This is a genomic window from Alphaproteobacteria bacterium LSUCC0719, from assembly GCA_040839025.1.
In the GTDB taxonomy this organism is placed as follows: domain Bacteria; phylum Pseudomonadota; class Alphaproteobacteria; order Puniceispirillales; family Puniceispirillaceae; genus UBA8309.
In genome coordinates, this window is sequence record JBFPJN010000001.1 from 1 (window position 1) to 20,962 (window position 20,962).

Below are 20,962 nucleotides of genomic sequence, written 5' to 3' on the forward strand. Positions count from 1 at the left end.
AAGCTGGCGCAAGCAAACAAGCCCCTAGAGTGAGTCTTCAATCAACAACAAAGACTGGTTCTGGTTCCAAGGTGGCCTCAAAAGCACACTCATGATTTTCCGTTGCTGGCCGTTCCGTGCGGCTGTCATAGTGAAGGCAGATGCCAGTGATTTCCAGTATGGACTACTATGCTTCGCGTGTCATAGCCTTCCGGGCTGTATCACTCTATGAATGATGAGAGGCTGTGATATGATTGACGAGCCAAAATTGTTACGGATCAAGCGTGACTTTCCACGGCCATCAGCGGCGGAAATTGAGGCACTTGCGACCGTCCCGACTGGCGTTGTGAATGACGCGCTTTGGGGGCGCGGTGCGCTTCATAAGGATATCAAACCTGTCGATCACCATCGTCAGATGGCCGCGCATGCAGTTGGTCCTGCATTAACCGTGGAAACGGGCCCCGCTGATATTCTTGCGCTGCTTGCCAGTTTGGCGTTTATCCAGCCTGGCGACATGGTTGTTCATTCTTTCAGTGCGCATCAAAACTGCGCGTCGGCAGGTGATCGTGTCTCGGGAATGATGAAGAACTGTGGTGCGTCCGGTTTTATCACGGACGGGCCAATGCGTGACTTGGTTGGTCTGCGTGAAGTGAATTTGCCCAGCTGGTGTTCAGGTTTGACACCTGCTTCTCCCTTCAGTAACGGGCCGGGCACAATCGGGATGGATATTCAAATAGGTGGCCAAACCGTTTGTAGCGGGGACGTGGTTGTCGCTGATTTGGACGGGGTTGTCGTGATCCCATTTAAGGAACTGGGCGCGGTTACCAAGCGGTGCCATGAGATCCTGAACCTTGAAACTGAATTGGATTCTAAAGTACGCAACGGGCTGACAGTGCCGCAAAATATCAAAGATCTGTTGGCAAGTGATCAGGTGGAGTTTGTCGACTGACGAAACGGTTCCTGCATCCCGGATGGCCTGCAAGATATGGTGTTTGATGTACGACGAAAGCTTTAGTCTTTGGTGAGTTGCTGTTGATAGTTATGGCACATCACGCTGCGGCTGTTCGAGATGCCGGTCATTTCGGGCCTAGCTTTTGCACAATTCTCGTCGGCCAATGGACATCTTGGATGGTAGAAACATCCTGAAGGAGGTGAAAGAGGCGACGGGACTTCACCTTCAATTGTATCAAAGTGAACAAGCTCATCATCATCAAGCACCAGCTTGGGGACCGAGCCAAACAATGCCGCCGTATAGGGATGCGCGGGATTTTCATAAACTTCATCCACTGGGCCCAATTCGACAATCTGACCGAGATACATGATCGCAATCCTGTCGCTGACATGTTGCACCACAGATAGATCATGGCTGATAAAAATGGTTGTCAGATCAAGGTCACGGGTCAGTTCCAGAAACAGATTGATGATTTGTGCCTGAATGGACACGTCTAGAGACGCCACAGGCTCATCACACACCAAAACATCAGGCTGCATGGCGAGGGCTCTGGCAATAGCGATGCGCTGTCTTTGCCCACCTGAAAACTGGTGTGGATACCGGTCGAGCCAGACAGGATCGAGGCCAACCCGCTCAAACCAGAGTGCAGCATAGGCGCGGGCATCGCTTTTTGTGGTGAGCCCGTGGGTGATTGGGCCTTCAGCAACCGTTTCTCCTACTTTCATGCGTGGATCAAGGCTGGCAAAGGGGTCTTGAAATACCGTCTGCACGCGGGTGGTAACCTTGGCGCCATTTCTAATTACGGGGCCCCCATCCAGAATTATCCGGCCAGAACTGGGCGATAATATCCCTGCGATCAAGCGGCCTAACGTTGACTTTCCACATCCAGATTCGCCTACCAGACCAATTGTTTCGCCCTTTGCTATGGATAAGGACACATTGGATACTGCATGAATGGAGCGGGTTTCAACTCTTGCCCCGAGTTTTGATGCAATCCTGTCCCCGGTTGTAAGGTTGGGGCCAAAGATCTTGCTGATGTTTTCAAGGCTTACAAAATCGGTCATGAAGTCACCTCGTCGACCTGGCCGACAGGGTCAAAGCATCGCCATCCTCTGTCACCATGCGTGACCATCTCAGGTGCCCGCTGGCAAATTTCAGTTGCACGCTGACATCGCGGCGCAAATGGACATCCAGACGGGAGAGACAAAAGTGATGGGGTGGTTCCCGGGATCTGTTTGAGGGGGCTGCCTGCTTTGGTCATCGCTGGTAGGGAGCCAATCAAGCCGGCTGTATAGGGATGTCGGGGGTTTCTCAGCAGACCAGCCGTTGGACCTTGTTCAACAATTCGTCCCGCATACATGACGGCTAATTTGGTGGCAAGGCTCGATACCACAGCAAGGTCATGGCTGATCCAGATCAATGCTGTACCCGTTTCCGCTGCAAGACCCCGCATCTGTTGAAGAATTTGTGCCTGAATGGAGACATCAAGAGCGGTGGTCGGTTCGTCAGCGATGATAACCGATGGTCGATGGAGTAGGGCTATGGCAATTGCAACTCGTTGTCGCATACCACCAGAGAATTCATGAGGGTAGGCATTCATTCTGGCGCGAGCAGATGGAATCCCTACCTTTGTTAGTAGATCCGCTGATCGGTCTGCCGCAGCACGGGCAGTGATTCGTTCATGTGCGGCGAGGGCCAGTCGCATTTGCTGGCCGATGGTGAGGACTGGGTTGAGTGTGGCGATGGGGTCTTGGAAAATCATGGAGATTTCCCGACCACGTAAGCGGCGCAATTCAGCATTGGAAAGAGTGGTCAGCTCCTTTCCCTTGAGCGTGATGGAGCCATTCACGATCCGCCCAGGTTCATCAACAAGACCAAGAAGTGAAAAGCCAGTTACAGTTTTCCCCGAACCGCTTTCACCAACCAGCCCCATAATTTCACCTTTGGCGAGATCAAAGCTAACATCATCTACCGCCTTGATTACGCCTGTGCGGGTGAAAAAATGGGTCGCAAGATTTTTAACGCTGAGCGCCGTTTCGGTCATTTGCGCAACCTCGGATTGAATTGGTCACGCACCTGGTCCCCAACGATGTTGATCGCAACAATAAGGATGATCAACGCAACACCGGGATACACAGAAATCCAGTAGCGTCCACTCATCATATAGGGGAAGCCGTTGGAGATCAGCATACCAAGTGAAGGTTCGGTAACGGGCAGGCCAAGGCCAAGAAAGCTCAGTGTGGCTTCAAGAGAAATCGAATTGGCAATCTGTACGGTTGCCACGACGATCAATGGTGGAGTGCAATTCGGCACAAGATGCCTTAATACCACCAGCCGGCTTCCAAGAGGTGTGGCTACAGCAGCTTCAATGTAGTCTTTGCCTTTCTCAGCTTTGGCCGCTCCATAAGCGGTGCGGGCAAAGTAGGCATATTGTGCGGCAACCAGCGCACTGATCAGCTGCACCTTTCCCTGCCCGAGTAAAGCGACAATCACCAACGCAAGCAGGATCGCGGGAAAAGATAGCTGAAGATCAACCAGCCGCATAATCAAACTTTCTATACGGCCACCTTTATAAGCCGCCAGAATCCCCAAGGCTGCGCCAATGCTCAGCGAAACAAACCCGGCAGCCAGACCAATCTGGATTGATATTCTCAATCCATAGAATATGGCTGAGAGAAGGTCTCGTCCCTGCGGATCAGTGCCAAGCAAATGAATGTATCCGCCCGAACCCACAAAACCGGGGGGACGACGGCTGTCCATCAGTGATAAATTGGCAAGATCGTAAGGGTTTTGAGGGGACACAAGAGACGCAAACAAGGCCAGCAGCATCAAAACCACAACAACCGACAAGGCCACAACAGCAATTTTGTTTTCTCTAAACTCGTGCCAGAACCGTGTGAGAGGTGTGTCTTGTCTGCTCATGATGTCACTCCACGCCGGACCCGGGGGTCTATCAGCGCAAAGGTCAGATCAATCAAAAAATTGATGGTTACAAAAAGAAAGGCCACGAGAACGAGATAGGCAACCATGACGGGCCGGTCCAGCACGGAAATGCTGTCGATGATTAGCTTGCCAACCCCAGGCCAGCTGAAAATGGTCTCAGTCACTACAGCAAACGCCAGCGTGGAACCCAGTTCCAGACCAAACACCGTTATGATAGGTATGGAAATGAGCTTGAGCAAATGCTGGCGCAGAATCGTGATTTCTGAAAGACCGGCAGCACGGGCAAATTTGATTGTGTCCGTAAGCATAATCTCACGCGTTCCAGCCCTTGCCAGACGGATCATCATGGCCAGTTTGAACAGCGCCAGATTAATTGCCGGCAGAATAATATGTGACAAACCATCCAGTGTTGGAAATGACCATGCGATGCCCCCGATGTCTATAGTCGCTCCTCGGCCTCCCGCCGGAAGCCAGCCCAAATTCACTGCAAATGTCAAAATCAAGATCAGACCAACCCAAAATGAAGGCACTGAAAAGCCAAGAACCGACGCAGCCATGATCGTTTTTGCTGTCAAGCTTTCAGGTCGATAGCCTGCATAGATGCCCAGGCTGACCCCGATGACAGAGGCTGAAATGACCGAGATAAGCACCAGTTCCAATGTTGCCGGCAAGCGACCACCAATCAATTCAAGAACAGGGATGTTGTAGACGAATGACCGTCCCAGATCGCCCTTCAGTAAATTTCCTATAAAAATGAAATACTGTTCATAGAGTGGCCGGTCGAGTCCCAGGCGGCGAATGACTTCATCGCGTAAATCCTGCGTGGCCTCTGGTGGGATAACGATATCAATGGGGTTTCCGATAGCGTAAACGCCACAGAAAACAATCAGGGACATAACTGCCATGACGCCAATAGCCTGCAATAATCGCTGGATAATGAAGCCAAGCATTGGCAATCCCCACAAATTAAGGACCAGGCAATGGTCTTTATTGCCTGGTCCTATGGATAGGTGATCTAGTTTGCGCTTTTGATGAAGAAGGCAAGCGTGTCTTCGTCATAACGAGGTGTGAATTCGACACTCCCCGCCTTTGCGCCCCAGACAGTTTGAAGCTGTACAATTGAGATATAGGCCTTGTCTGCCATGACCTTTTCCATTGCTTCCTCGTATGTGGCGCGGCGCTGATCTGCGTCCATCATCCGAGCCCCTGTCTGCAACAACCGGTCAACATCATCATTTTTATATTCGATGCGGTTGTAAGCGCCGAGTTTCACATCCGGGTTATTGGAATGTGCCAGTCCCCCAAGAGTGTAGGATGCTTCACCAGTCAATGTTCCCCAGCCATTCATGAACATCGAGTATTCAAGGCGTGCTTGCGCTGGGAAATAAACGGTCTTGGAGATCGCGTTGACATTGGTTTTGATACCAACCTGCGTGAACATCTGGCCAAGACCCTGGCAGATCGCGCCATCACCGGGAAGACGGTCAGCGGTGCAGTACAGATCAACTTCAAAGCCGTTGGCATAGCCTGCATCAGCAAGAAGTTGCTTTGCCTTGGCAGGATTATATTCAGGCATTGGGATGTCTTCACTGGAGCCGAAGAAGCCTGGGGGCATCATCTGATTTGCCGGTCTGCCAAGGCCTTCGAGGACAATATCGACCATGGTCTGACGATCGATTGCGTGGTCAATCGCCTGGCGGACACGCAAGTCACGGAACGGATTTTCGGCCAGCTCCGAACCATCAATAGCTCTGACCAGTGGTGTCTTTTTACGCTGATCAAGCTGCAGGTTCATGATGTAGACCGAATCACCCTTTACCGCATCGATATTTGCATCGTTTTCAAGGGCTAGGTAGTCAACAGAAGAGACATAGTTGATGACATCAACCTGTCCGGCTTTCAGCGCCGCAAGGCGTGAACTGTCATTCGGGATTTCCTTGCGGATAACCTTTTCCCATGACCCCTTGCCGCGCCAGTAATCGTCATTTCGTTCCAGCACAAGGTCTCCCTTCGGCTCCCAGCTCACAAATTTATAGGGGCCGGTACCGACAGCAGCCGCACCTGAATTGAATCCTTCAGCGGCCGTTTCCGGTGTGGAGTAATTTGCAGCAGCTTCTGATGAGACGATGAAGAGCCGGATGAAATCATTTGGCAGCGTTGCTGCCTGCCCATCTGTGTGGATATGGATGGTGTGGGAATCTATGATCTCAACATCGGCCACCCGGCGAACATAGATTGTTGTGGTGGTTGGGCCTGACACAACCGGGATGCGCTCTATTGAGAATTTTACATCTTCAGCGTCAAAGTCCGAGCCATCATGGAACTTAACACCCTTACGAAGCTTGAATTCCCATGTGTCATCATCCACGGGTGACCAGCTTGTGGCCAGCCCCGGTTCAATCTGAAGATCAGTGCCTGACCAGACAAGAGTGTCGAAGATGTGCTTTGCCGCTTCGGCGTGCGGACCTAGTGCCGAATAATGTGGGTCTATCGACTCAGGCCCACCACGAACACCCATCGTCAGCGTCTGCGCCGAGGCCATGCTGGTCGCAGTTAATCCCAGCGCCACTGCCATAGCTGCTAGGAATTTTTGTTTTCGCATTTTCTTCCCTCCCAAAATCAAAAGAGGCGGCGTGCCCCAACGAGTTATTGTTGTATTCAGTCCCATTTGGGACTTGCCATTGCAGAATGTAAAGACTTATTGTGGCAGTCAAGTTCAATTTGGAACTTAGGGTCACGAACCAGCACAGGAATTTCTGCAATGCCAGCCACAAAGGTCGCGCTCGAGGAAAATTATTTTAGCGACGGCCAAGATATGGCCCCTGATATGTTGGAGGCAAAGCTCTGGGCGAATCCATGCCCATTTACCTTTCGCATCAATTATCTTGCTCTGCTCTACAACACTCCTCTTTATAACTGGGTGCAGGATGTCTACGGATTGAAACGGCCAGAATATGTGGTGCTGTATTCATTGTCTTTGGCTGATGGAAGCAGTGCCCGTGATATCTCCACCACTTCTGGGTTCCCGAAGAACACTCTCAGCCGGGCGATAAAGCTGCTTGAGTCCTCCGGGCTTATAGAGAAGGGTAAAAAGATGTCTGGCCCCGGACGAAAGCAGGCGTTGCATTTGTCTCAAACGGGATGGGAAATCATCAACAAGACCAAGCCTGCTTTCGAACAACAGGAAAAGCGTATGCTAGAAACGCTGACCGATGGTGAGCGCCAGATGCTGTTTGAACTGCTGTCCAAAGTTGTCATTCATGCAGAGGATTGGTCGGGAAGCTTGCCGGGACATACTTGATGGAAGTGAAAGGACTAAAGTTGTGAAAGTCGCTAACATGAATTGGCTTGATATGGAGGCAGCTGTTAAAAAGGACCAGCGCTGCATATTGCCAATCGGGTCCACCGAACAGCACGCGCAACTGTCGCTTTGTGTTGACATGATTTTAGCCGAAAAAATGGCACTGGATGTTGCGGAACCACTCAATATTCCTGTTTTTCCAGTTATGCCATATGGCCTTGCTCCTTATTTTGCTGCGTTCCCTGGCACTGTAAGTCTTCGTGTCGAAACGCTCATGGCGGTGATCAGAGATATTGTGGCATCGCTGTATCAATCAGGGTTCAGAAAGATTCTGATTGTTAATGGTCATGGCGGCAATAACCCGGTCGGCGCATTGGCGCAGGAACTGATGGCGGAATATAACGACATCTCTGTCAAATTTCACAATTGGTGGAATGCGCCTGCAACATGGGCCAAGGCGCAAAGCATCGACTCAACGGGTTCTCATGCCAATTGGATGGAGAATTTTCCATGGACAAGATTGGCACACGCACCGGCACCAGAGGGTGAAAAGCAAGTTATCAATATGGCACTTATGAAGATCAGTTCTCCCAAGAAAGTCCGTGAAATGCTTGGGGATGGTTCTTTTGGCGGCCCCTGGCAACGGGAGGATGAAGAGATGCTGGCTATTTGGAAAACCGGCATCAACGAAACCCGTGAAGCCCTCGAAGGGCCCTGGCCTGAGTTGAAAGATGCCATATGAAAAATGAGATCCTGATCTGGGGCGCCGGTGCCATAGGTGGGGTATTGGGGGCCTACTGGGCACGTGCTGGTCAACCGGTAACAATGGTCGATATCGTTGCAGACCACGTCACCGCCTGCCGCACGGAAGGATTGAAGATTGAAGGTCCTGTTGAAGAATTTACGCAGGTTGTCCCTGCCGTTCTGCCGGAAAAGTTGACTAAAACCTACAGCTGTGTGGTGCTTGCCGTGAAAGCGCAGGCCACGGAGGTTGCTGTGGCATCGATCCTGCCCCACTTGCGGGAGGATGGGTTCATTCTGTCCGCACAGAATGGGCTGAACGAAAAAATGATCGCGGATCTTGCAGGTGCCCACAGAACCATGGGTGCTTTCGTCAATTATGGCGCTGACTGGATTGAACCGGGGCGGATCCTTTTCGGCAATCGAGGCGCCGTTGTTGTCGGTGAAATAGACAATGTCATTCGCGCGCGAACTGAACGCGTGCATAAATTGCTTCAGATATTCGAGCCCGATGCCGTGCTTACGGATGATATCTGGGGTTATCTCTGGGGAAAAATGGGCTATGGCGCGATGCTATTTGCAACCGCGCTAACTTCTGACAGCATGACTGCAAATTTTGCTGATCTAGAGCGAGGCCCGGCATTGATGGGACTGGCCCGCGAAGTCATGCGAACTGCCGTGGCCGAGGGTGTAAATCCCAGACCGTTCAACGGATTTGAACCAAGAGCATTCATGCCTGATGCGGCCGAGGAATCTGCGCTGAAAAGCCTGGCTGACCTTGCGGATTTCAATTCCAAGACAGCCAAAACTCACACAGGAATTTATCGTGATCTTGCTGTGCGCAAGCGCAAGACGGAAGTCGATCAGCAATTGGGAGTCATTGTTGATATTGCGGTGGGTCATGGTATCGACACGCCACTACTGCGCCGCTTGATCGAATTGATTCATGACATTGAGGAAGGTCGGCGTGAGATGTCGTCCACAACCTTTCATGAACTGACGAGGACTATATCATGACGGCAAGAACAGCGCTTGTAACAGGCGTTGTGGGCGGCATAGGCGCTGCCATAGCTTCAAGACTTGCAACTGATGGGGCAAGGGTGATTGTGTCTGATTTGCCTGGAGAGACCCTTGCGAGTGTCGCAGACCGGTTGCGGCTTCCGATGGTTGCGGCTGATCTCGGTGATCCCCTTTCTGCTAAAGACTTGAAAGATAATGTGGTCGCCCAGTATGGGAACCCAGACATTATTGTTAACGCTGCTGGTGGGGTGTGTAATCAGATTGGAACATCCCTGGAAGAGGTAGAGCCGTCTGGCTGGAAAACTATTTTTGCCGCCAATGTTGATTCCGCTCTACATCTTGCTCAATCCTTTGTTCCTGCAATGAAAGCTAATCAGTGGGGCAGGGTGATCACCATCAGCTCGGGGGCTGGGCTGCGACCAAGCCTGACAGGCATCCACGCCTATACAGCAGCAAAACACGCCCTGGTCGGATTGACCAAACAGCTCAGTCTTGAGCTGGGTCAACATGGTATAACCGTGAATTCGATTGCGCCTGGGTTCATCTTGTCGAATGCAGCAACCGAACGACAATGGGAAGCCTATGGGCGAGATGGCCAGGCTGAAATCATAAACCGCATTCACACACGTCGTCTTGGCAGGCCGGAAGATATCGCGGCGGCTGCTGCTTTCTTGACGTCTGACGAAGCAAACTGGATCACCGGCCAGATCCTGAGTGTTGATGGCGGCATTGTCTGACAAGAGGATGGACTGCCATGTCTGATGCTGTTCTTGAATATGCCCTGAACAAAAGAGCATCGTTGATTGAAGAATTGAAACAGCTTGTTGCCTGCCCCTCTGTCGGTGCTGATCCGGCAATGGCCGACGGGATGGAAAAGGCACGACAGCTGATCGAGCAAAAGCTGGATCAAATGGGCTTTCAGAACCGTCAGCGGTTGGTATCTGGCGATGGCTTGGGCCAGCCTGCCATTTTTGCCGAAAGGCTTGATGCGCCTGACAAGCCTACGATGCTGATCTATGCCCATTATGATGTGCAGCCGCCAGATCCTGAAGACAATTGGCATACGCCGCCTTTTGAACCGGTCGAGAAGGATAACCGAATTTATGGGCGGGGCATTTCAGACGATAAGGGCCCCATGATGATTGCCCTTGAAACACTGGCAGCATTCATTGCTGTTGAAAGGACATTGCCAATCAACGTCAAACTGCTGATCGAAGGCGAAGAGGAAACCGGCTCTCCCTCCTTGCCAGGCATTCTTGAAAGTCATCGATCCTTGCTGAGTGCTGATGCTGTACTGTCAGCCGATGGCGCGCGTTGGCGCCCTGATCTTGTTAGCCTAAATGTAGGATCGCGGGGGAATGCAGGGTTCGAAGTGAAACTCATCACAGCATCTCAGGACCTGCATTCAGGTCGCTATGGTGGCATAGTCCGCAATGCCTTGCATGAAATGGCCAGACTCGTTAGTGGCCTCCACGATGCAGACGGCCGCGTAGCTGCGCCAGGTTTTTATGATGGTGTTTGTGAACCTAGTGAACATGAACGCGCTGAGATCCATTCCATTGCCTATGATAGCTCCAGACTGCTGTCGGAAATCGGTGCGGTTCCCCATGGGGAAAAGGGCTATTCAACCCTCGAGAGGCTGTGGCTGCGCCCCACGCTGGATGTAAATGGCATGTGGGGTGGGTATATCGGCGCCGGGTCGAAAACAGTAATCGCGAATGAAGCATCAGCCAAGATCACCATGCGCCTTGTAGAAGGCCAGGATCCTTTGGCTGCACAGGAATCCATCATGAGGCATCTTGAAACAAACACCCCGGAGGGTGTCAGATTGGAGTTCTTGGGTGAGCGTGGTGCGTCAGGAGCCTATACAGTGCCCAGCGACCATCCGCTGTTGACGGCGGCATCAAAGGCGCTCGAGGCTACAACTGGAACGGTGCCCCGACGCGTCCGTATAGGTGCATCGCTGCCTCTGACAGACATTGTGCATCGTTTGCTGGGATTGCATACGATTATGTTTTCCTTCGCGCTTTCAGATGAAAACTTCCATGCGCCAAATGAGTTCTTTCGCCTCGATTCGATATCTGACGGACTCGCTGCATGGGTCAGAATCCTGCGCGAAATAGCAGAGTCTGATGTGGCCGATTACGCGCCATACAGGCATTGATGAGCAACGAGGGAATGGCAGATAACCGGCGTGGTGCGATCCTGCTGATCATGTCGGCGGCAATATTCACCGCTGATGTCACGGTTTTGAGGTATCTCAGCCCAGATGTTCCCTTTGTTCTGATTATATTCTTCCGGTCGCTGTTGCAGCTTTTGATCGTTACGGCCTACATAAAAACGCAGGCTAATGCTCCGTTCATGTCACCGCGCTGGCCTATGCTTGTTATAAGGGGGGGGACCAGCCTCGCCTGTTGGTGGCTGTACTATCTGAGCTTCAGGAAGTTGGATCTGGCGCTTGCGTCAACTCTCACTTTTACAACCTCGCTTTTTGTTGTTTTGCTGGCTCCTATCGTGCTGCGCGAGAAGATTGGGGGGAGGCGGGCTATTGCAACCGTCCTCGGTTTCATTGGTGTTGTTCTGGCGAGTGAGATTGATGGTTATGGTGTTGATGTTGGCGTGCTGCTGGGACTTGGGTCGGCTTTAGCGGCCGCGATACTGATTTTTCAAAATCGGCTGCTGGTCAAAACGGAACATACAGCAACCATCATGTTCTGGATTGGCTTGGTCGCAACCATCGGCACCACACCAGGCGCTATACTCGGCTGGACTTTCGTCGGCATTCAGGATTTAGCCCTTTTATGCCTTGCCGGGGCACTGGGTACATTTGGCATGCTGTTGACGGTCGAAGCCTATCGCTTTGGCGAGGTGTCAGCCCTGGCCCCATTCCCATATATACGGATTTTGTTTGCGCTCGGCGCTGGTTATTTTCTCTTTGCTGAGAAAGTCAGTGCTTATGAAATATCCGGCGCGGTGATCATTGTCATTTGTGGGCTGATCGCCAGCGAAAGACGTAAGCCTTCAATGGTCTGACGAAGTGTAGGCGCAGTCATCGTTCTGGCGTGTGTTTGCATTGGGGATCCGATAGTGCAAATTTACACAATTCGGATGCAAATAAAGGTGGTGGCGCGTCCCCACAAGCAATTACCATTACACACTTTTTAACACACCTGATTTTCATGACTGCAAAATACTGATTTTGAATATAAAAAGTTGAAGCAGTTTTATCATAATCCGCGTGTCGGGGGTTCGAGTCCCTCCTCCGCTACCAAACTACACAAAACCGTGATTTATCTGCATAAAACTTACCTAGATAACTTGGCTGACTGTTCTGTTAGTAGGTTTTGCCGACACCGCCCGGCTATTGATAGGGCTTTATCAAAAACAAACATCACACATACTATGACGTGCCTCAAGTCATTGCATATCAACTACAGAGCTCCTCATATTAGAAGGACAGCCCCTACAGTGCTATGTAGCGCGAGAAACGCTCAAATGATGACCACGCGGCAATTACACTCTAGATTCTAAAGCGTTCGTCTTCTTTAAATTTTTTAGTACTAATTTTTTCAACGTCACAAAGTTCGACTACCCACTTTGGAGGCCGTCCACGGCCTGACCATTTCTCATTGGTGACCGGATGTTTATATTTTGAAACGACAATGCGCCGTTCATCTATTTTCTTTAAAGGCTTTTTTAGTTCAGCGTTTTCTGTATCTGAGTGCTTGTTCGTTTTGGTAACTTTTCGTGACTTGTTCGTTTTGGATTGATTAGACGCCCTTGACTTGGTTTTTTTTCCAAAATCCAAATCTTCAATCGTTAGATTATAAGTTTTCAAAATGGTGGAGATCTCTTTTTTTGCCGCCTCCGCATTTTCGCGACGCTTCAATTCTGCTTGAGACTCGCGCAAGATTTTGGACAGCTCGCTCGCAGTTTTGTTTTTAAAAGACTCCATGATTAACCTCACCGAATAATTGAAGTTCGAATGCCAAACGGCAACGCAACAAACGAGTTACCAAACAATTTCGTTCAACCATCACTCTATGTGCACTGGTAAACTACTCCCAAAATTTAAAAAAGCAAAATAAGGACATTATTGTTAGGAAAAAATATACCTAAATCAAACTGGCCTACCTCGTGTTTAGCTACATTGTGGCTGGTCTATGTCAACTAAATCGAAGTGAGACGAACAAAACACGGCCTGCTTTATCATAATCATATTTGAAATTGGACATAAAAGTATAATCATCATGTGGAACAAAATGTGTTGCCATATGTCAGATATTTGAAAAAGTTTGTCGGACCATATTAAGATCTTCGATATTTGCAATATCGGCCCAGGTTTCAAAAAGAGGGAATAGACTGAGGGTCTCTTTATTGCCCTGAGCTCCTATCAATAACTCCGGCATATCAACTCTTTGAGGAATTTCGGGTAAATACTTGAAAATCCTGTCGCTGAGTACATATATCCCAACGGCAGCAAGAAAGCTATATTTTGGCTTCTCTTCCCAAATTAATTTGCCATCATCGCCATTCATTATTACCCCATAAGGGATTTGTACCTCGTTTTGAGCAACAGCTATCGAAGCAATATTGCCATTGGCACAGTGCTTCTTTGAAAGTTCAGACAGGTCTACTCTGGTTGAGATGTCGGCGTTTAATACAAAAAAATTACCACTAATCTGATCTTTAATCAGAGATAGGCTTCCTGCTGTTCCTAGTTTTTCTTCCTCTCTAACATATTGAATTTTCACTCCAAACCGGGAACCATCGCCAATTACTTGCTCTATCATTTCACCTAGATAATTAATACTTATATAAATTTTGGTGATGTCATGCTCAATCAAAAGTAGGATAATTCGTTCCAATATTGGCTTTCCGGAAATATCAGCCAACGGTTTTGGTATATTTTCTGTTAGTGGTCGAAGGCGCGTTCCCAAACCTCCAGCCATTATAACGGCTGTAGTTATTTTGTTTCTCTGTCGAGATGCCATCCTGTAAACGAATTTAAATTTATTTGAGCTATCTACTACTGGAATATGCTCAATATTGTTTTTGGACATCAAGCTCAATATCTGATTTTCACCTAGTGTTTCTTTCGCAACCAAAGGCGATTTATTGCCAATGTCTACTGCTGGTCTATCTAAATTGTTATCAATCAAGATAGCACGTCTTATATCTCCATCGGTGATAACACATACAATTTTTTGATAACCATCCAAAATAAGGATTATTTTTTCTGAATTTTCATTCAGCTTTACAATCGCATCTTTTATTGTGGCATTGATGGGTAATGTTACTTTACTTGTTTCTATTAACCTCATGCCTTAATCCTCAGAGAAAGTGGATACTAGTTGATCGACAATTTTTTTGCTAATGCCTTGAGTGCCAAAAAAAGTGTCTGGGTTTGGCTTTGATTTAAAAAGTGTAGCATTAATTGAATTCACAATTTGTGCACGGTGAGCACCTATGCATTGAACAACAGTCGGCATTGTCCTTTGAGACTGTCGCTCGCCAATAAGTATCGCGTGTTGCCCAATGACAGGCGCCTCGTATATCAAAGCCGAGGAGTTCCCAATAAACATATCACAATGGATCAGCGCACCCCTGAATAGCTCTGTGCCCAACGTATGAATAAAGCAACACCTTTTCAATTTGCTACAAAGCTCAATAAAGGAAGCATTGATTTTTTGCCCAAGAGGATCAGGGTTAGCTGCCGTAATTAGGAATTGTAAACTATGATCGTCCGACAATATCTCAATTGCGGCAATCAATTCACTTAATTCGTGTGCCCCCAGATCACTAAGCGAGGTAATTGAATGAAACGACACAAGAATTGTTTTCAGTTCGGGGTTTAATTCAGTAGCTTTGAAAAATGATTGCCTTGAGACAACGGGTCCCATTTGAATTGCATCAACTCCCGGATGGCCAAATTCGAAGATAGCTTTATCTTTGATGCCGAGGTTTTTGAGCGCATTCGTTGACTGTGAATTTGTAGAAAAATGCAATTCTGATAAAATCGAAATCGCGTTTCGGAAATATTGGTCGAAAGACCCGTTTGTAGTGTCGCCACCACAAATGTGTGCAATGGGGACCTTGAATATGACGGCAGCCTGCGCAGCGGCAAGCGCTTCAAACCTATCTCCAAGAATTACAAGACAACGAGGATTAATTTTTTTAATAGCACTGCCAACTTTTGTGATCACATTGCCTGAAGATTTGCATGTAGCCGCTTCGTCATCCCCATTAAGATCCTCTTTATATTCAAATATGTTACAATTTTTTATAGGCTTAAGTCTCTGCGTCTCTGAAATGATTAAGCTAGTGTCAATAAACTTGTTTTTTGTGGCTTCAAGCAATACTTGCTGTAATGGGCCAAAGTCAGCTCTGTTCCCAGAAAAAAAACTTATGGAGAGTGCGTTTTTCATCTTAGATGAATTCGCTGCTAGGAAGACTGATAAGGCTAGTCGAAAGAATGTCAGTATTTGGAAGACTTAAATTTTCCGAAAAATTATACATTTTGGTGCGGTGCAGTGGCTCCCAAATAGGACGAACAATGTAGCCTCTGTCGTGACATTCTCCTATTATCTGAAATAGTCTTTTCTGAGACTCTGCAAGACTTTGCAACGGGTCTAGTTTCAGATTTATAAGCCAATTATTTGAGGTAGACCCAGGAGGATCTTCCAAAATCGTTAGGCCTAAATTTTCGCTCTCACGTTTATATCTAATTTTTAGTGCGAGCTTTTTTGCAATTTTATTATCCAAGTCGCCTAATTGAGGTATGCCAATTGCTGCGTTTAGATTGGGCATACGGTAATTGAAAGCGATTTGATCGTGCGATGGAACGTGATTTTTGTAAGTCTTGGCAACATTAGCTAAGTGTAGAGCATGCTCAGCGGCTTGAGTGTCAAAGATACTAAGCGCACCACCACCACCAGTTGTGATTATTTTATTGCCATTGAAGCTGAAAATTGTAGCGTCAAAATCGTTCCCAACATAATTTCCAGAAAATTTTGATCCAAGTGCGCCTGCTGCGTCCTCGATAACCTTAAGGTTCCTTTCCCTAGCAAGATTAAGCAAAGGCTTAGGATCAGTTTTTTGCCCAAATAAACAAATAAACACTATGGCCTTTATATTTAGGTGCATGGATTTGTTTAAATATTTTTCGATAGCGTTCGTATCTAGAAGTCCAAAATGAGGATCTACATCAACAAAATGATGATTAGCGCCAACATAAGATATAGCATTCGCTGGCGCTATGAAACCAAGCGAAGGTAATATTACACCGTCGCCAGCGCCAATTCCGAGGCACTTTAGTGCTAAATGTAACGCTGACGTTCCAGAGTTTACCGCAACACAATGGTTAAGTTGTAATTTTGTTTTTAGGGCATCTTCAAAAATAGAAATTTCTGGACCTGCAGTAGAAACCCAACCTGTGTTTAGAACATTGGCTACGGATAACTTTTCGTCTTCAGAAAAAATAGGTTCGTGTACCTGCATAGGTGTTTGTGGCGTGCCACACACTCTTTCCAAAAGGGTGATGATTCTTTTTGTAAGGTCTTTATGTGGCATAGTGTTGTTTCGATGAGTGATAGCTTTGTTTTTCTACCCAGTCCGCAACAGTCTTAAGGCTTTCCTTAAATTTTTGTGGATTACTATATTTCGGTGACCAGCCTAATAGTTGTTTTGCTTTTGAGTTGTCTGATATCAGTTGTAGAACTTCACTTTTTCCAGGCCGAAGCCTTTCTTCTTTAGTCACGATGAATACCTCTTTGCCTTTGATTAAACAAAAAAGGTCAACAATTTCCTTTATGCTATATTCAATACCTGTCCCAAGATTAATCTCATGCCCATCAATCATTTTTCCTGCTGTCACTGCTAAGGCTATGCCTTCGACAGTATCATCTACATAACTGAAGTCACGTGTCGTATGAACATTACCTAACTCAATCTTCCCATTGTCGTTAATCATCTGTGCAGCGATTGTGGGTATAACTGCCCTTAACGATTGCCTTGGGCCAAATGTGTTAAATGGTCGGATTATTGTAACTGGCAAACCAAAACTTCTATAAAATGACAGGGATAATTGATCGGCTGCAGTTTTGGTTGCTGCGTACGGTGATTGAGCATTTTTGGGATGATCTTCATTCATTGGTCGGATCAAAGCAGATCCAAATACTTCACTGGTGGATATTTGGATAACCCTGCCAACATTGTTGTTCAAGGCCGCATTCAGAATATTACTGCAACCTAGGACGTTTGTGTTGACATAACTTTGGGGAGCTGTGTACGAGTATGGAATGCCTATTAAGGCAGCCATATTTATAATCAACTCGCAGCCTTTTGCGACTTGGTTTATAAATGAAAAGTCAACAATATCGCCTTTGGATATCTCGATTTCTTTGAAAACATCATAAGGGATGTCATCAAGCCAACCCAAACCCCCATCTGACCTGTAATGCGTCATAGCTTTAACGTCGTGGCCATCGTTGACTAACTTCTCAACTAAATGAGATCCAATAAAGCCACCAGCACCTGTTACTAAAATCTTAGACATTAAGATGCTCCCAAAGCCAGCTTTCGCTGTTTTCCAGAAGTAATTTTGCTACAAGAAAATCAAATTCTGTATCTATGTCTACAGCCTTTTCCTGAGAAATCTCACTTATTCCAATTTTACCTTCTTTGATGCTGTCGACTGACTCTATATATCCAGGGGTAGTTACATAGCATCCAGCAACTAATTTAAAAATATCTGGCCCCTCTTGCCTTTGGAAGAATTTATTTTCGCTTAAAAAGCTAAAGCCTTGATCATTTTCTATCCCAGATAAGAAAGCGGATTTAGAATGATCTTGTGTTGCTGTAATCGTAATGTCCGAAGAGGAGTTTAAGTGACATCTAATGGTTTGTTCTAGATCATTAGGGTCGACAAGAGGGCACACTGTTGGGACTGATACGAATAGGTCCGGTAAAGTTTGATATCTTTCATGCCAACACCCTATCAAATGTTTCCAGGATAAAATTTCAGGAGAAGTATCGCTAGCCAAATTTCTGGGTCGTTTAAAGAGAACCTCAGCCCCAGCACTTTTGGCCATATTGATTATGTCATCGCAGTCAGTTGATACAAACACCTTATCAATCGCCGGCGCAGACTTCGCCTTTAAAACAGCGCGCTCTATAAGACTTATACCGTTAATTTTCCTGAGATTCTTTTTTGGCACACCCTTTGAGCCAGCTCTTGCGAATACGCAAGACCAAATTTCTTTACCTTGGAGCATTTTTTCAACACCACAAAATTGATTACGCTGGGCATTGTTAATCTAGCAAATTGATGCGCGAATTTCATCGACCAGTTTATCTTAAGTCAAAATTTGCTGGTATCAGGGTCATAAGAGTATTTCATATTTTCATCGCTTCCAGCAGCTTCTGTTTTGGAATCAGTTGGCTCCTTAAATGTCGTTTTGCTAAGTTTGATACCAACGTTAAAAAAAAGGCGATGAACGTCCGCTCGTCAGTTACGAAGTTGAAGTATCAGATACCTGACCAGTTCAAAAAATGACAAAATTTGATGCTCAAAGAGCAAAAATAAATATTCAAAAATCCCTAACCAAAACTGGATGATAGTGCTGAAAAATGTTTCTGAAAGGTATGCGTGGGCAAAAGGACAATTAGTCTACAGAAACTTTTTGATTGTGGGATAAATTAACATGACTCAGTGGATGCACAAATTCTTCATTGGAGATAAAACAATTAAGCTACGGCCCTTAAACACTACAGGGTAGCTAAAAGCTAACAATTAGTATGTAGCAAATTGCAAAATCAACGATAGAGAGAGTGAAAATAGAATTATTAAATCCAACCACAATGGGTGAGATATTCTAAAGATATTATAATTGAGAAGTTAAATCTTTATATAAAAGGATAATGTGAAATTCTCTTTAGGTAGAAAAAATTCACATCAAAATGCACATCAAAGTTTCCTAATGACAATTAAAAACTCCATCGCATCCTTGATGTTTTTCGCAGGCGTATGGAGAGTATCCTGTAAAAGATTGTGTAAGGTGTCTACCCATTCTTCTTTGATTTCTGACAATTCGTCTTTCGGAATTTTTCTGGTCATGGAAAACAAAGGTTTAAATAAAGGCCGAAGTCCAATGTCCCAAATTCTGGCGGTCGCTCCGTTATAAACAGGAATTACATCCTCCACGTAGACACCTGGCACGCTACGAAACATATCAATATACTGATCCAGGTCTAGTAATCCCTTGTAGCTATTAAGCCGGCCTGCATCGATGACATCCGCAAAATTTTTTCCTAATTCAGGTGCGTATACTGCGGCTGTATGCAAAAGCATCGCCCTAGTTTTTACATGCAGTAGAATTAAGCCATCTGAGTTGCAAACTCTAACGATGTCAGTTGCATGTTCTTTAATCTTATCAACCCAATATATACTATTTGAATAAACATAGGTGAACGTGTCATCTTGGAATTTGAGCTTGTTATTGTTGTCATGCAAAACAAGGTCCGTATAAGCGCCTAGAACACCTGCTTTTTTCAGCATAGTGGACTTCCAATCAATCCCAGTATGGAAGAAATTATGAGGCTTCGACAGCGGATTGATAGTATGAGAGTCCTCTTCAAAGTGATCGAAGTGATCAAAATCAGCGGTCCGAGGTTTATCAATTTTGATAGATTGAAACATATCATCGGTAGGGCTCAATATCCCCCCATGACAAATATATGAAAAGACGCCATCACCACATGAAATATCAATCGCGCAATCTGTTTCTTGAACTAGATACTTCTGGAGCGATAAAGCTCTGTTGGTTTGGGTAAGAGCATTCTCGGGCCGCAGCCAGAAGTAAGAGAGGAAGGACTTTAGCAATTGCCCAGAAACGGTTTTTTCCATAATTTGCCAATAAAAGTTTATTTGAAAGGTATTTTTCTATGCAGCACATGTTCCCTATAAGACGGCCCCTTTTGGAGACGACAATAGTGCTGAAATGTGAGCTTTCAAAACACTAAGATTTTTGTTGTAAAGCGGACTGGGCCTAACAAGATACAATTTTGACAGTTAAGTGATTTATGTCAAGAAAAGAAACTAAATCAAAAATATGATCCATAGCTTTGCACATTGACGATTATAAGAATGGCTAGAGACAAGAATGCATCATAAACGGAGGTCCAGCTGTAGTTTGAGTTTGTTTTTGTCTGTAACAGGTTTAAATTATAACTGAATATAATAACGCAGTTTCGCTTTATATTTTATTTCTCAAATATCTTTTAACATAAAAGCGAATTTTCAGTTGATTATTAGGTGGTATACCCAACCATGAATTGAAGTGTGATTGGAAGATCAAACGGTGCTCATTTCCATCGGTGTTTACGGTTAAATTCTATAATTCAGTGTTTGAATAGTTTGTTGATAAAACCTAGTAAATACAATTGGTAAATTGGTTGAAAGACAGCAAACATCGTTTCTATTTCTGTTTTGATTGGTCAGTTTTAGTATTTTTCAGTGACTAGTCACTGCTGGAGTAGTCGATTTTGGTCAAATAGTTTTTCTTGTAGGATGAGAAGCTTTTAGTCAAAGGTAGATTCCTGTCGATAGGTATTTTAAAACAACTTTTTGATTTATCTACAGGTGATCAAATTTGCTAGGCTATCGATTGAAGCTTTTTGTTGGAGCAGGTTATTTTGCCCCTTTGGGAAATAAAATTATAGCTGAGGTGTTGTCTCGGCATTTAGGCGAGGGGCAACATTGCTAATAGATAGAATCCTGTGCGCCAGTACTCATAGTCGAAGAGACGAATTAAGTTGAAAAGAAATATTGAAGCGAATTCAAACAAAATTATAGGCAGTTTTGGGTCGAAATTGGCACACAATTGTCCTTTTCACCCTAACAAGGCAGGGCTCCAGCCGTGTCCTTTATTGGGATTTTCTCAAAAAAAAATTTCGATAAGTCAGGAACATTTGTCGAATGTGGCGTTCAATACCTTAATTTCTCTCCACGTTATGGAATTAACGCG

General features: G+C 46.2%; 19 protein-coding genes. 7 read left to right on the forward strand and 12 right to left on the reverse strand.

Features of this window, described 5'->3' with window-relative positions:
• Positions 1–229 precede the first annotated feature (229 nt).
• Positions 230–928, forward strand: coding sequence for an RraA family protein (locus AB3X55_00005; GenBank protein MEX0501957.1), 699 nt, complete (start codon positions 230–232; stop codon positions 926–928).
• Between the two features lie 62 nt (positions 929–990).
• On the opposite strand, the gene AB3X55_00010 is transcribed toward AB3X55_00005, so the two are convergent.
• From AB3X55_00010 to AB3X55_00030, 5 genes are all read right to left on the reverse strand, one after another.
• Positions 991–1,995 (reverse strand): ABC transporter ATP-binding protein, encoded by a 1,005-nt coding sequence (locus AB3X55_00010; protein ID MEX0501958.1) that lies wholly within the window; start codon positions 1,993–1,995, stop codon positions 991–993.
• Positions 1,992–2,975, reverse strand: a complete 984-nt coding sequence (locus tag AB3X55_00015) for an ABC transporter ATP-binding protein (GenBank protein ID MEX0501959.1) — start codon at positions 2,973–2,975, stop codon at positions 1,992–1,994. The genes AB3X55_00010 and AB3X55_00015 overlap by 4 nt, the downstream gene beginning before the upstream one ends.
• Positions 2,972–3,853 (reverse strand): ABC transporter permease, encoded by an 882-nt coding sequence (locus tag AB3X55_00020; protein ID MEX0501960.1) that lies wholly within the window; start codon positions 3,851–3,853, stop codon positions 2,972–2,974. Before AB3X55_00020 ends, AB3X55_00015 begins: the two co-directional genes overlap by 4 nt.
• Positions 3,850–4,824, reverse strand: coding sequence for an ABC transporter permease (locus AB3X55_00025; GenBank protein MEX0501961.1), 975 nt, complete (start codon positions 4,822–4,824; stop codon positions 3,850–3,852). Before AB3X55_00025 ends, AB3X55_00020 begins: the two co-directional genes overlap by 4 nt.
• Positions 4,825–4,889: 65 nt before the next feature.
• Positions 4,890–6,542, reverse strand: a complete 1,653-nt coding sequence (locus tag AB3X55_00030; GenBank protein MEX0501962.1) for an ABC transporter substrate-binding protein — start codon at positions 6,540–6,542, stop codon at positions 4,890–4,892.
• A gap of 93 nt (positions 6,543–6,635) precedes the next feature.
• Between AB3X55_00030 and AB3X55_00035 the strand changes: the two genes are divergently transcribed.
• Genes AB3X55_00035 through AB3X55_00060 form a run of 6 tightly spaced genes read left to right on the forward strand, consistent with a single transcriptional unit; the run spans position 6,636 to position 11,969 of the window.
• Positions 6,636–7,175, forward strand: coding sequence for a MarR family winged helix-turn-helix transcriptional regulator (locus AB3X55_00035; protein ID MEX0501963.1), 540 nt, complete (start codon positions 6,636–6,638; stop codon positions 7,173–7,175).
• A gap of 37 nt (positions 7,176–7,212) precedes the next feature.
• Positions 7,213–7,917 (forward strand): creatininase family protein, encoded by a 705-nt coding sequence (locus AB3X55_00040; protein ID MEX0501964.1) that lies wholly within the window; start codon positions 7,213–7,215, stop codon positions 7,915–7,917.
• Positions 7,914–8,933 carry a ketopantoate reductase family protein gene (locus tag AB3X55_00045; GenBank protein ID MEX0501965.1) on the forward strand — a complete coding sequence of 340 codons (1,020 nt, stop codon included), beginning with the start codon at positions 7,914–7,916 and terminating at the stop codon, positions 8,931–8,933. Before AB3X55_00040 ends, AB3X55_00045 begins: the two co-directional genes overlap by 4 nt.
• On the forward strand, positions 8,930–9,673 hold the full coding sequence (locus AB3X55_00050) for an SDR family NAD(P)-dependent oxidoreductase (protein ID MEX0501966.1): 744 nt from the start codon (positions 8,930–8,932) through the stop codon (positions 9,671–9,673). The genes AB3X55_00045 and AB3X55_00050 overlap by 4 nt, the downstream gene beginning before the upstream one ends.
• 17 nt (positions 9,674–9,690) lie before the next feature.
• Positions 9,691–11,100 (forward strand): dipeptidase, encoded by a 1,410-nt coding sequence (locus AB3X55_00055; GenBank protein MEX0501967.1) that lies wholly within the window; start codon positions 9,691–9,693, stop codon positions 11,098–11,100.
• Positions 11,100–11,969, forward strand: coding sequence for a DMT family transporter (locus AB3X55_00060; GenBank protein ID MEX0501968.1), 870 nt, complete (start codon positions 11,100–11,102; stop codon positions 11,967–11,969). Before AB3X55_00055 ends, AB3X55_00060 begins: the two co-directional genes overlap by 1 nt.
• A gap of 487 nt (positions 11,970–12,456) precedes the next feature.
• Here the strand turns inward: AB3X55_00060 and AB3X55_00065 are convergent, their stop codons facing one another.
• The 7 genes from AB3X55_00065 to AB3X55_00095 all read right to left on the reverse strand — a co-directional run bounded on the left by AB3X55_00065 (position 12,457) and on the right by AB3X55_00095 (position 19,842).
• Positions 12,457–12,891: an H-NS histone family protein gene (locus AB3X55_00065; protein ID MEX0501969.1), complete on the reverse strand. Its 435-nt coding sequence runs from the start codon at positions 12,889–12,891 to the stop codon at positions 12,457–12,459.
• Between the two features lie 322 nt (positions 12,892–13,213).
• Complete coding sequence (locus AB3X55_00070; GenBank protein MEX0501970.1) at positions 13,214–14,260, reverse strand: sugar phosphate nucleotidyltransferase; 1,047 nt, start codon at positions 14,258–14,260, stop codon at positions 13,214–13,216.
• A 3-nt stretch (positions 14,261–14,263) separates the two neighbouring features.
• On the reverse strand, positions 14,264–15,364 hold the full coding sequence (neuC, locus tag AB3X55_00075; GenBank protein ID MEX0501971.1) for a UDP-N-acetylglucosamine 2-epimerase: 1,101 nt from the start codon (positions 15,362–15,364) through the stop codon (positions 14,264–14,266).
• A gap of 1 nt (position 15,365) precedes the next feature.
• Complete coding sequence (locus AB3X55_00080) at positions 15,366–16,508, reverse strand: DegT/DnrJ/EryC1/StrS family aminotransferase (GenBank protein ID MEX0501972.1); 1,143 nt, start codon at positions 16,506–16,508, stop codon at positions 15,366–15,368.
• On the reverse strand, positions 16,498–17,493 hold the full coding sequence (locus AB3X55_00085) for a GDP-mannose 4,6-dehydratase (protein MEX0501973.1): 996 nt from the start codon (positions 17,491–17,493) through the stop codon (positions 16,498–16,500). Before AB3X55_00085 ends, AB3X55_00080 begins: the two co-directional genes overlap by 11 nt.
• Positions 17,486–18,211: a hypothetical protein gene (locus AB3X55_00090; GenBank protein ID MEX0501974.1), complete on the reverse strand. Its 726-nt coding sequence runs from the start codon at positions 18,209–18,211 to the stop codon at positions 17,486–17,488. Before AB3X55_00090 ends, AB3X55_00085 begins: the two co-directional genes overlap by 8 nt.
• 692 nt (positions 18,212–18,903) lie before the next feature.
• On the reverse strand, positions 18,904–19,842 hold the full coding sequence (locus AB3X55_00095) for a methyltransferase domain-containing protein (GenBank protein MEX0501975.1): 939 nt from the start codon (positions 19,840–19,842) through the stop codon (positions 18,904–18,906).
• Positions 19,843–20,962 lie beyond the last annotated feature (1,120 nt).